This window comes from Chitinophagales bacterium, from assembly GCA_041392475.1.
Lineage (GTDB): Bacteria > Bacteroidota > Bacteroidia > Chitinophagales > UBA2359 > JAUHXA01.
Window position 1 is genome coordinate 190,664 of record JAWKLZ010000001.1, and the last position, 12,092, is coordinate 202,755.

General features: G+C 37.8%; 10 protein-coding genes. 6 read left to right on the top strand and 4 right to left on the bottom strand.

All coding sequences use genetic code 11. From position 1 onward, the window contains the following. Positions 1 to 1,041, bottom strand: a complete 1,041-nt coding sequence (hemE, locus tag R3E32_00660; protein ID MEZ4883213.1) for a uroporphyrinogen decarboxylase — start codon at positions 1,039 to 1,041, stop codon at positions 1 to 3. Positions 1,042 to 1,279: 238 nt separating this feature from the next. On the opposite strand from hemE, the gene R3E32_00665 reads away from it, so the two are divergent. From R3E32_00665 to R3E32_00675, 3 genes are all read left to right on the top strand, one after another. Beyond that, a complete protein-coding gene (locus R3E32_00665) occupies positions 1,280 to 2,173 on the top strand; it encodes a haloalkane dehalogenase (GenBank protein ID MEZ4883214.1) in 894 nt (297 codons plus the stop codon). Positions 2,174 to 2,600: 427 nt separating this feature from the next. After that, positions 2,601 to 3,164, top strand: coding sequence for a dTDP-4-dehydrorhamnose 3,5-epimerase (gene rfbC / locus R3E32_00670; protein ID MEZ4883215.1), 564 nt, complete (start codon positions 2,601 to 2,603; stop codon positions 3,162 to 3,164). A 119-nt stretch (positions 3,165 to 3,283) separates the two neighbouring features. Further along, on the top strand, positions 3,284 to 6,337 hold the full coding sequence (locus tag R3E32_00675; GenBank protein ID MEZ4883216.1) for a C25 family cysteine peptidase: 3,054 nt from the start codon (positions 3,284 to 3,286) through the stop codon (positions 6,335 to 6,337). Positions 6,338 to 6,422: 85 nt separating this feature from the next. Here the strand turns inward: R3E32_00675 and R3E32_00680 are convergent, their stop codons facing one another. Beyond that, the gene (locus tag R3E32_00680) at positions 6,423 to 7,058 is read right to left on the bottom strand and encodes an NUDIX domain-containing protein (GenBank protein MEZ4883217.1); all 636 of its coding nucleotides are present in this window, start codon (positions 7,056 to 7,058) and stop codon (positions 6,423 to 6,425) included. A gap of 224 nt (positions 7,059 to 7,282) precedes the next feature. Here R3E32_00680 and R3E32_00685 point away from each other — a divergent pair, with 224 nt between their 5' ends. After that, the gene (locus tag R3E32_00685; GenBank protein ID MEZ4883218.1) at positions 7,283 to 7,879 is read left to right on the top strand and encodes a DUF445 family protein; all 597 of its coding nucleotides are present in this window, start codon (positions 7,283 to 7,285) and stop codon (positions 7,877 to 7,879) included. Here the strand turns inward: R3E32_00685 and uvrC are convergent. Beyond that, on the bottom strand, positions 7,876 to 9,687 hold the full coding sequence (gene uvrC, locus R3E32_00690) for an excinuclease ABC subunit UvrC (GenBank protein ID MEZ4883219.1): 1,812 nt from the start codon (positions 9,685 to 9,687) through the stop codon (positions 7,876 to 7,878). The two genes, R3E32_00685 and uvrC, sit on opposite strands and share 4 nt — an antisense overlap. Before the next feature lie 138 nt (positions 9,688 to 9,825). Between uvrC and R3E32_00695 the strand changes: the two genes are divergently transcribed. Both R3E32_00695 and trxA read left to right on the top strand, forming a co-directional pair. Next, the gene (locus R3E32_00695; GenBank protein MEZ4883220.1) at positions 9,826 to 10,800 is read left to right on the top strand and encodes an FkbM family methyltransferase; all 975 of its coding nucleotides are present in this window, start codon (positions 9,826 to 9,828) and stop codon (positions 10,798 to 10,800) included. Positions 10,801 to 10,981: 181 nt separating this feature from the next. Further along, positions 10,982 to 11,299, top strand: a complete 318-nt coding sequence (gene trxA / locus R3E32_00700) for a thioredoxin (GenBank protein MEZ4883221.1) — start codon at positions 10,982 to 10,984, stop codon at positions 11,297 to 11,299. An 85-nt stretch (positions 11,300 to 11,384) separates the two neighbouring features. On the opposite strand, the gene R3E32_00705 is transcribed toward trxA, so the two are convergent. Continuing rightward, on the bottom strand, positions 11,385 to 12,086 hold the full coding sequence (locus tag R3E32_00705; protein MEZ4883222.1) for a hypothetical protein: 702 nt from the start codon (positions 12,084 to 12,086) through the stop codon (positions 11,385 to 11,387). Positions 12,087 to 12,092 lie beyond the last annotated feature (6 nt).

Consider the following 12,092-nt stretch of genomic DNA (forward strand, 5'->3'; position numbering starts at 1 on the left):
TTAATATATTTCAGAAAAATTGTATTCCTTTACGGTATCAACAAAGCACTTGACATTATCGAGCGGCGTATCAGGATATACACCATGTCCAAGATTGGCAATGTGTCGAGTAGTTCCGAATGATTCTAGCATTTTTCGGACTTCTCTTCGAATCGTAGATTGGTCAGCATAAAGTAAACAGGGGTCAAAATTGCCTTGTAAGGTTTTTTGGTTGCCAATTAACTTGCGGCTTTCGGTTGGGGACATATTCCAGTCTAAACCAATAACTTCGCAATTTAATCGCCCCAATTCTTCCCTTGCAAAATAAGCCCCTTTCGCAAAAACGGTGACAGGCACATCTTCCATTGCATCACAAAGTTGGGAAATATAGGGCAGCGAAAATTCCGAATATTGTTGAGGCGGCAATATGCCCGCCCACGAATCAAATAGCTGGATCAAGTCTGCACCTGCTGCTACTTGTGCTTTTATATACGATAATATACTTAGGGTTATTTTTTGCATCAGTTGATGCGACATTTCAGGTTGTTGGTACAACATTCGCCGAGCTTTGGAGAATGTTTTGGAGCCACTTCCTTCAATCATATAGGCGAAAATTGTCCATGGACAGCCTGAAAAACCAATCAAAGGAACTCTTCCATTCAATGCTTGTTTTGTGAGCTTAATTGCTTCAATGGTATAGTGTATATCTGTTGCACCATCTGCAATTTTTAGAGCATCGACATCTGCTTGTGAATGGATTGTTTTGGGAAAAATTGGCCCTTTAGATTCTACCATGGTATAGGGTAGTCCCATAGCTTCGGGGATTTCCAAAATATCGGAGAAAATGATGGCTGCATCAACGTCCAATTCATCTACAGGTTGAATGGTCACTTCACAGGCCAATTCAGGAGTTTGCACCAATTCCTTGAAACCAGAAAGTTTGCTGCGAATAGCTCTATATTGTGGCAAAATCCTACCCGCTTGTCTCATCAACCATACTGGTGTGCGTTCTACGGTTTTTCCTAAGGCTGATTGGAGGAGTAAATCGTTTTTTAGTTGCATAAATGTAGAAAAAATATCTAAATAAGGATAGCTTTGAAGTCAGTCCTTATTTGGGCTTTGTTAGTATTTGGTATTTATATGTTTTTGTTTAATATAGAGAGAGGTAGTTATATTGTTACAGTAATGTAATTTTTTTGTTTAAAATTAGTCATTTTTTTTGAATTGACACTAAAAAAACCGTTTTTGGCACAAGTTCTAGCTATTTTTCGCAGCAAATTTAACTTAACAATTCACATTTATGCAAATTTTGATGGCTCCCTCAAGCAGATTTGAGGATTTAGAAGGGTATTCTTTTGTCGCTAACTACAAAACGGTGGGCGAAGGGCTTCAAATACATTATGTAGATGAGGGACCCAAAAAAGCAAAACAAACCTTGTTGTTGATGCACGGTGAACCAAGTTGGTCGTATCTGTATCGCAAGATGATTCCTGTATTCGTAGCAGCAGGTTATCGATGTATTGCACCCGATTTGATTGGGTTTGGAAAATCGTCAAAACCCAGTGAAACAGAGGATTACACCTATGCTCGTCACATCGAATGGGTAAAAAAATTGGTACAGCAATTGGACCTTCAAAACGTCACCCTATTTGGCCAAGACTGGGGTGGTTTGATTGGATTGCGGGTATTAACAGATGAACCAGAACGTTTTAGCCGAATCGTGGTAGCCAATACAGGTTTACCAACAGGTGATCATGCAACACCCGAAGCGTTTTTGCAGTGGCAGGAGTTTTCACAAAATGTGAAAGTTTTTCCTTTTGAAAAAATCATGCAGACATCTACGGTTACTAAACTTTCCCCCGCCGTTCTCAAAGCCTATTCAGCTCCTTTTCCCCACAATCGGCACATGGCTGGTGCACGTATTTTTCCTACGCTTGTGCCTACTACACCAGATAATGTGGAATCGGAAAACAACCGTGAGGCATGGAAGGTATTGATGGCTTGGGAAAAACCACTTTTGACTCTGTTTTCAGATAGTGACCCGATTACGAAAGGAGGTGAAAAACCTTTCATCAAACTGGTTCCTGGCGCAAAAGATCAACCGCATCAAATCATTGAAGGTGCTGGACATTTTCTGCAAGAGGATAAAGGAGAGGAAATTGCAGCAATTATGGTGGACTGGATGGATTCGTAAGCATATATTTTTTTGACTCATGGATATTTTTAGTGAAGCAGTTAAAGACTTTTGTAGTTTCCTTTTCAGAACATACTGATTTTCAAACATTCCATATCTTTAAGAATAAACTACAAAAGTCTCATTCCACTAAAATCTTCGATGAACCATTTTTTTTTAGTCCTGTAAACTTAGCGATGGTCGAAAAATAAATCTTCCATTTAGAAAGTCTTTATCTCAAATGAGAGATTTGTTTTTTTAGGCGTTAAACTTGTTTGCGGAGGTAAAATACAAAGAATCTAAAAATGGCTTGCCTTTTGCAGAAAGGACAAGGAATGTATTTGGTGGAAGAATGGGTATTGCTTCAATGCCTTTAGATTTCTTCCCCATTGCATTTCAAAATAGTCGACTAAATTTACAACAACTCCTATCTTAATTAACATCAAAAATGAATCAGCAGCAAGCATTTATAGAGCAAACAGGAATGGAAGGTTTATTGATTTTACATCCACGGGTATTTGCAGACGAAAGAGGATATTTTTATGAAAGTTACAACAAAGAGCGTTTTGCAGAGCATGATTTGCATTTCGATTTTGTGCAAGACAATCAAGCACGTTCTACTTACGGAATTTTGAGGGGACTACACTTTCAACATGCGCCTTATGCACAGACCAAGTTGGTGCGGGTTACAGAAGGTGAAGTGTTGGACGTGGTAGTTGATTTGCGTTGGAAATCAAAAACTTATGGACAAACTTACAGCATTGTTTTGTCAGAAGACAATAAGACGCAGCTATTGATTCCCAGAGGTTTTGCACATGGGTATGCCGTGTTGAGTCCAACAGCGGTGTTTCAATACAAATGCGACAATTACTACTCCAAAAAATATGAAGGTGGATTGGCTTACAACGACCCTGCTCTGCAAATCGATTGGAGGTTGCCACAACAAGATATCATCACCTCCGAAAGGGACGAACTATGGACGAATTTCAAAGATTTGGTGCATAATTTTTGAGATTTTCGATTTACCTTTTTTGCATTTTCCGTTTTACTTTTAGCATTGGCTTGTCAAACCTTTTTGAATCAGCCTAACATCCTATATTTTTTACTAACTAAGTTTAACGATTCTCAAAAATGCGAAAATTATATCTACTTATAGCTCTGATATTTCTGTCCTTTATTTCTGTCGCTACATCTGCCCAGACTTACTTCAATGAGTGGATAGACTATGACAAGACCTACTACAAGTTTCAAATTGCAGAAAATGGCCTCTATCGAATTCCATACAGCAGTTTGTTGGAAGTAGGTTTGGCAGCAAAAGAAAAAAATGGTTTTCACTTATTTAGCCGTGGAAAAGAAATTCCGATTTTCATTGCTTCAAATGGCACCTTGGGGGAAGGTGATTACATCGAATTTTATGGTGAACAAAACGATGGCAGTTTTGATACCCAATTGTTTTTGTTTCCAGATTGGCAATTGACAGACAAGCAAAGTCTTTTTTCGGATAAAGCCACTTATTATTTGATGTGGGACAATACGTTTGAAGGGCTTCGTTTTCAAACGATTGACAATGATTTGACCGAGCCACTTCTCGAAAAAGAAGCGTATTTTATGCACACTGAAAACCGCATCTATCGCCATAACTTCAATGCAGGAGAACCCGACCGAATTACAGGATTGAATTACAATTATGCAGACTTTGAAAAAGGAGAAGGTTGGACAGGTACTAAGATAGACGGGCAAACGAGTAAGATATACCAACTATCTACGGTGGGAGTCTATTCGGAAGAAGGTTTGCCCAAAGCATTGTTGGAAACAAAAGTAGTGGGATTGAATAACGATGTTTTCAACTTCAAAGACCACCATTTGAAGATACACATTGGAGGAAAAAACTACATTGACAATATCTATGAAGGCTATGATACGCCTGTTTTTACAGCCGAAATTGAAGCGGAAGATTTGGGTGAGATTCAGACGCATATAGAATATGAATCGGTTGGAGATGTATTTAGTACGCCAGTAGAAGATTGGCAATCAGTATGCTACACTTTTTTGACCTATCCTCGTCGGTTTGACTTTGGCATTGAAGTAGATAGTTCCATTGTGTCGAGCAAGGAATTTGCTTTTTCGCTACAACATCATACCGAAGCGTATTTTGAGATTTCCAACTTTGAAGGAAACGAAACGGCTATATTGTACGATTTGTCTCAGCAAAACAGGATGTTGGTAAATCGGAGTGAAGATGATTTGTACAAAATTCACCTTCCCGAAATGACTTCAATGGAGGAAAATCGTCAGTTGTTTTTGGCAAACCCCGAAGCTGTTTTTACGATTGCAGAACTGAAACCCCAACAATTTACCAATTTTCAAATCGCAGAAAATCAAGGTGATTACCTCCTTGTTTACCATCCTTTATTGACCGAAGGAGAAACAAATTGGATAGCTGAATATGCTGAATATCGGGCAAGTACGATAGGTGGTGGCCACAAAATAGTGTTGGCGAATATTGAAGAGTTGTATGACCAATTTGCTTACGGAATCGAAAAACATCCTTTGTCCATTCGCCATTTTGTGAATTTTGCAGTAGATAATTGGGGAAATACTCCTAAATTGTTGTTTCTGATGGGGAAATCTATTGAATATAGGTCGACAGCAACGAGCATTAACTTCAATGACAACTTAGTGCCTACCTTTGGACACAGTCCTTCTGACAATTATTTGACACATCGCAATTCATTTGACTACCGCCCTCTGTTGGGAGTTGGACGGTTGAGCGCAAGGTTGCCTCAGCATGTTAGGGATTATTTGGAAAAAGTAAAGGCGTATGAAAATGTGGGAGTTGCAAATAGGGAAGAAAGACTTTGGCGCAAACACGCTTTTTATCAGGCGGTTAATTCTTTTGCAGAAAATGGGGATTTTAGCCATAATTATGCGACTACCTTTGAAGCTCCATTTATTGGAGGAAAAGTGTTGGAGGTGCAAGTAAACTCCACGGGTAGTGAAGCCTTCAATAGCCGCCCATTTATCGAAGAAGGCATTGGTTTATTGAGTTTTATAGGACATGGTACAGGGTTTAATTGGGACTTTGATTTGGAAATGGATCCGACGGCTTATATTCAGAAAGAAGGCCGATATCCTTTTGTAGTGGGAAACAGTCCGTTTGTTGCAAGTATTCATTCTCCGATTGTTATTTCTCCTTCAATGGCAGAAAATTGGGTATTATCTCCAAAGAGTGGTAGTATTATTTTTTTGGCAGCAGCCGATTTGGGCTTTCCCAGTGTAATTGATGTTTATACAAAGGAATTGATGTTGCAACTTGGTTCAGAAAGTTACCATTTGAGCATTGCAGAGGGAATCAAACAAACACTTGACAATGTATATATTGCCAGTCCTGCTTCTGCTTTTTATGAAGGTGTAAAGGCCGTAAGTGGAGATTATAGTATTCAAGGTGATCCTGCTATAAAACTTGCTGCAAGTTTTGAAAATCCAGAGTACATTATCGAAAATGACTATGAATTTCGCTACATAGATGTGACTGATGGATATGAGGTAAAAACGGAAATTCGGGATGATGTGCAGTTGTATAATGAAAATGGTGAAATGATTGGTCAGATAGATGGATTTTATGGAATCAAAGGAGTAAATGAACTGCAATTGAAGATTCGAGTAGGCAATCTTGGGAAAGCGGTAGAAGGACTGTTTCAAATTGAAGTAGTGCAGCAAAACTTGGATGGTTCAAATAGGGTAATCCGCAAAATAGAAAATTTTGAAGCCCCTTTTTATGAAGCAATCTATGAAATGAACATAAACCTTGAAGGAATTGAATTGGATAATTATCAATTGATTGTGAGTGTAGATTCGGGCAATACTTTTGATGAAGATTCGAAGAGCAACAATCAGGTAGTATTAAATTTTAGAACAGATATTTCCACCGATATAGCTTCAATTTCCAACAGATTAGATATTCAAGTGTACCCAAATCCTTTTGCAGATGTGCTGCAAATTGAAGGTGAATTAATGGATAATTCTCTTATTCAGTTGTTTGATAGTCAAGGAAAAATGGTGTTTATTCAGCAAGTCGACGGCGGAGAAAGCATAGATTTACCCAAACAATTGGGCAGCGGAGTGTATGTGTTGAAGATTAGCAATGAGGAAAGAGTCTGGATGCAAAAAATGATAAAGCAGTAAGAGAGATGGAGTTTGTTTGTGCAGTTGCATGATTGTAAGCGTTATCTATAATCATGCAATAATTTCTTTACACAATCTGTAAGAATTACTCCACAGCGGTCAATACATCTCCAACCGAACCCCATGAGTTGAGCAAATGTAGGTCAAAATGTTCGGGTTCTACCCACTTGACCTTTGTAATGCCTTCTTCTTCTTGTGGGACACCTTCTTTGGGAATGGCACAATACATTTTGAACCAGTACGTAATTTTTAATATACGTCTATTTCTTTGAAAGTAAGTGTGGTAAGTCACATTTTTTCTATTGATAGGTATCAGAAGTGGCTGTTGAATTACCAGATTGTCAATGCCTGTTTCTTCCTCTACCTCTCTCAAAGCTGCATTTTCTACCGCTTCTCGTCTTTCGATTTTTCCCTTAGGGATGTCCCATTTACCATAGCGAAAAATAAGTAAGCCTCGCCCTTGTGGGTCAAATACCAAGCCGCCCGCTGCTTCAATATTTTTGTAGAAGCCAAAAAAATCGTTTTCGATTTTGGACTGATTTTCACCGATAATATGGACTTCTTTTAAGTCTTCCGTTTGTTCGATGTAGCGAATCAGATCCAATAATTCTTTTTTATCTCGATAAGTCACATGCATGATTTCTCGATTATTATTTAAAAAATCCTCTGTTTCTGAAACTCTTAGAAAAACGGGGATGTTATTGATGTAAATTTTGCTCATGGGTTGCTTGATTTTTTATTAATATTGCAGCCAAATGGCGAATATTATTTTTTATGAGTTGATGCAAAATGATTTGCATTTTTTCAATTATAAGTAATGGACAAAAATTAAATTTCAATCTAAAATTTTAAACCATCTGATTAAGGAGGGGTTTTTTATTTTAATCTTACTTCAATTTTTATTCATGCTTATTATTTCATTTTAATTTTTATTGATTAAGAAATATGGTTTATACGCTGCCCTTCATAGCTGCTCTTATTGGTTGGTTTACAAACTTTTTAGCAGTTAAGATGCTGTTTCACCCACGCGAAAAAAAGCGATTTTTGTTCATCGAATTTCAAGGCGTGTTTCCTAAAAGACAACACGAAATTGCTGAAAGATTAGGAGAAATAGTTTCTAAAGAGTTGATTTCTATTGACGACATCAAACAAAAACTTGCTGATGATAGGAATCTCGAAGAAGTAAAAGCTCTTTTGGAAACAAAGATAGATGATTTTATTCAAAAACGACTTCCTGCTACTTATCCTGCCTTGGCGATGTTTCTGAATGATAAAATTAAACAAAAAATTAAAACACAAATTATCGAAGAAGTCGAGGATGTATTGCCCGATGCTATTGAAAATTATATTGATAAGGCTGGTTCACGCATAGACATTCAGGCTTTGGTGTATGAAAAAGTGGTGAAGTTTTCAAGCGATAAACTCGAATCCATCGTTTTTGCAATTCTTTCCAAAGAGTTCCAATTCATTGAGCTTGTGGGTGCTGTATTGGGATTCTTAATTGGCTGTGTTCAGTTGTTGATTATGTATGCAGCAGGCTAACCTTTGCTATTTGCTTCAAAATAAGCACGAATGGCCACTGCCTGTTTCTTGTTCACCACGGCTAATAATTCTTCCTCCGTTGCAGACTTTATTTTCTTAATGGATTTGAAGTGCTTGAACAATTTGTCGGATGTTTTTTTACCCACACCTACAATGCCTTCCAATCCAGAAGTCATCGCTTCTTTCGAACGAATTTGACGGTGAAAAGTAATCGCAAAACGGTGCGCCTCGTTGCGGAGGTGTTGCAGGAGTTTGAGTGCAGGTGAGCGTTTGTCAATGTGAAGAGGAATAGAATCGTTTGGAACATAGATTTCTTCCAGTTTTTTAGCGATTCCTATGATAGCCAATTGGTCATAAATTTCTAATTTTTTGAGGCTTTTGACCGCAGCACTCAGCTGCCCTTTGCCACCGTCAATAACTATCAATTGCGGCAACTCTCGTTTTTCGTCCAACATTCGTTTGTAGCGGCGATAGACGACTTCCTCCATTGAAGCAAAATCATCGGGACCAACCACTGTTTTGATGTGAAAATGGCGGTATTCTTTTTTTGCAGGTTTACCATTCCGAAAAATTACCATTGAAGCCACAGGGAAATGCCCCTGAATGTTGGAGTTGTCGAAACATTCAATGTGAATAGGTACTTCAGACATTCTCAGGTCTTTCTTTAATTGGGTCAAAACTTCAAAACGCCTATCGTTGGGATTCGAGCGTGTTTCAGATTTGAGTTCTTGTTGCTTTTTGTAATAAAAAGCATTTTTTTGTGCCAAATCCAACAAGGCTTTTTTGTCGCCTATTTTTGGAACGGTAATTTTGAGTTCTTTGTTTTGCAAAGTTACTTTGAAGGGCAAATACAATTCCGTAGAGTTGCTCTGTACCTGCGTTCTGATTTCGTGAATAGCAATTTTGAGCAGTTCCTTGTCACTTTCATCTAGTTTTTTGACTAGTTCAATCACTTTTGTCTGTATAATCGATCCGTTTACCACCTTGAAAAAACTCACATACGCTTTATCACTTTCTTCACTTCTGAGAATATTGAAGACATCTACATTGTTGATTTTGGGATTTACAACAGTTGATTTACCTTGATAATCCTCCAATGCCATGAGTTTATCCTTCAATTGTTGGGCTTCTTCAAAACGGTAAGCCTCAGCAGCTTCTTTGATGGATTCTTTCAAATACCAAATCACAGAGCGGATGTTTCCCTTCAAAATGTCTTTGATTTGCTTGATAGCCAGCATATAATCTTCCTCTGATTGAAGTGATTCACAAGGGCCTTTGCAGTTGCCGAGATGGTACTCTAAGCAGACTTTGAATTTACCTTCTTCAATGTTTTTCTGGCTGAGGTTGAAATTACAGTTGCGGAGGTGAAACAGATTTTGCATCAACTCCAAGATTTGTTTTGCTCGAAAAGTGGAGGTATAAGGGCCGAGGTATTCTGAACCGTCTTGAATGACGTTTCTGGTCATGAAAATACGGGGAAAACGTTCTTTTTTAATGCAGATATAGGGATAACTTTTGTCGTCACGCAGCATGACATTGTATCTCGGTTGCCATTTTTTGATGAGCGCATTCTCCAATAGCAATGCATCTTGCTCGGTTTCAACTACTGCAAATTCGATTCGGACAATCTTAGATACCATAATGGCAGTCTTGCGGTTGTCGTGGTTTTTGGTGAAATAGGAGGATACCCGCTTTCGTAAATCTTTGGATTTGCCGACATAGATGATAGTATCAGCTTCATCAAAATATTTGTAAATCCCTGGATTATGCGGAATTGTTGGGAGAATTTCTTTTATGTATTGGTTCATCTGTGAAATTTCTTGGGTGTGAGATTGTAGGATTGTTCAAATTACTTGATTATGGAATTGCAGAATTGTATCTTATTTTTGCAGTCAATCCACTACACCATCAGATAATTTTACAATCATACCCTATTTTTAATTATTATGAGTAACGTATCTCTTTCTTTGAAGACAAAAATACTAAATGGTATCCGAAATATTTTTAAATGGGAACCATTGGAAGTATGGCTGCAAAGAAATACAGTAAATAAGCCTTTGTCTTCAATCTGGGGAAAATTGCCTGCAAATCATTACCAATATTCCCCCCAAAGTTTTCGTAAAGTTTGTGTTAATGGTATTTGGTATCAATTGGATATCAGTAACTTCAATGATTGGTCAGTATATTTTGGACTAAAAGAAGAACAACGAGAACGGCTTTTGGGTTTGGTAGAAGAGGGCAATTATGTGATAGATGTGGGGGCAAATATTGGTGCGGTAAGTTTACCTTTTGCCAAAATAGTGGGGAAGGAGGGAAAGGTAATCAGCCTTGAGCCTCATCCTGTCACCCATCAAAAATTGCTGAACAATTTGTCTCTCAACGATTTTCCGCAGCTAATTCCACTGCAAAAAGGTTTGGGAGATACTACTACGACTTTTACCATCAGCACCATTGATGCCCACAACCCTGGAAGAAATAGAATATTGCCTGAAAACCAAAATGATGAGTATGAGATTTTGGAGAACCATGAGATTGAAGTAGATACATTGGATAAGGTAGTGGCGGATTTGAATTTGCAGCGAGTAGATTTGATAAAAATTGATGTGGAAGGTTTTGAAATGAAGGTATTGGAGGGGGGTAAATTTGTTTTAGAGGAGCTCAGTCCTCACTTGTTCATTGAGTTAGATGATTCCCATTTACAAGCACAAGGCAGTTCTGCAAAAGAATTGGTGGCTTTTTTGGAGGGCTTCAAATACCTTGTTTGGAAGGCTTCAAATATGGAGAGTATAGACTCTTCAATGGATTTTACAAACTGCCACTTCGATATTGTCGCAAAAAAAAGCATTGCAGGAATGAAAAATCATTGGATAAATTCTTGTGATTTTAGCACAGAATTTATTTTAAGAAAAAAAGATAGTTGATTTTCAATACTTTCAGATTCAAAGATAGTCTTCAATATTTTTTTGAAGTTTTTTTAGAACAAATTTGAAAAAAGAAACGTTGCAATGTAGAACAAAAAGAATGAATAGTCGTTCATAGTTTCATATATCCATGTTTTTGGATGATAAAAATATTTTTTCAACAGTCAAAATTAAAACAATCATGGCTTTAGAATTCACAGATAGCAACTTTGAAGAGTTGGTTTTAGATTCAGACAAATTAGCAGTTGTTGATTTTTGGGCAGTTTGGTGTGGCCCTTGCCGCATGGTTGGTCCTATTATTGAGCAATTACACGATGAATATAAGGATGTAGTAGTAGGGAAAGTAGATGTGGATAACAATCCAGGTATTTCTCAGAGATATGGTATTCGCAATATTCCTACAGTATTGTTTATCAAAGATGGAGTAGTAGTAGATAAACAAGTTGGTGCTGCTCCAAAAGGCACGTATGCAGGTAAAATTGATGCTTTATTAGTATAATTAAGCATCAATTTATCAAAGTTCTGATAAACCAAGAAAACCCGTTTCACTATTGAGACGGGTTTTCTTTTTATAGAGTAGTTTTCTAAAACGGTATATCGTCATCCGAATCTTCATCGCCCCATAGAGGAAAAGAATCGTCTTCGCTTATATTATCTATATCTCTCATCCAATAATCGATTTCTGTGATTTGGCGGTCAAATAGTTGGTCTTTTGGAGCAATGGGTTGTATGACCTTATTTTGAAGCATCTCTTTGCCTGCTTCATCCGCATGTTCGATGCAGGTACAATACGCCAAATCCCAGGGACAGTTTTGGCAGTCATAACTGCAAAACTCAATACCCATTAACCCACGATTCATAATCATCACAGCCCTATCCAACAGATCTACTAAGGCCTGATATGCCACTGCAACAGGTAAAATTTCTGGTAAATTTGCCCGAATGTGAAAAGTAAACAACAGCCTGTCTAAGGCATTGGCAAGCTCGTTCATCTGCTGAAAACTCAGGCGTTCAGGAGGAGGAAACTGAATCTTGGTCAAACCCGTATAGTCGCCAAATGTCTTTGAAGGTCTTGTGGAGATGTACTTTTCCACTTCTTCCATCTGCTCCTCAAAACTATCTATTTTTTGAAGCGTTTTACCTTCTATTTTCCATTCGATGATTTCTTCAATATCTTCTATCAGTTGGTTTACATATTTTTGCATATTGGCAACGATTTTTGGGCAAAATGGCTGAACCGCAAAAATAAAAGAATATTTTTGAGTGCCTTCTAAAAAAAGGGGCATACTTAT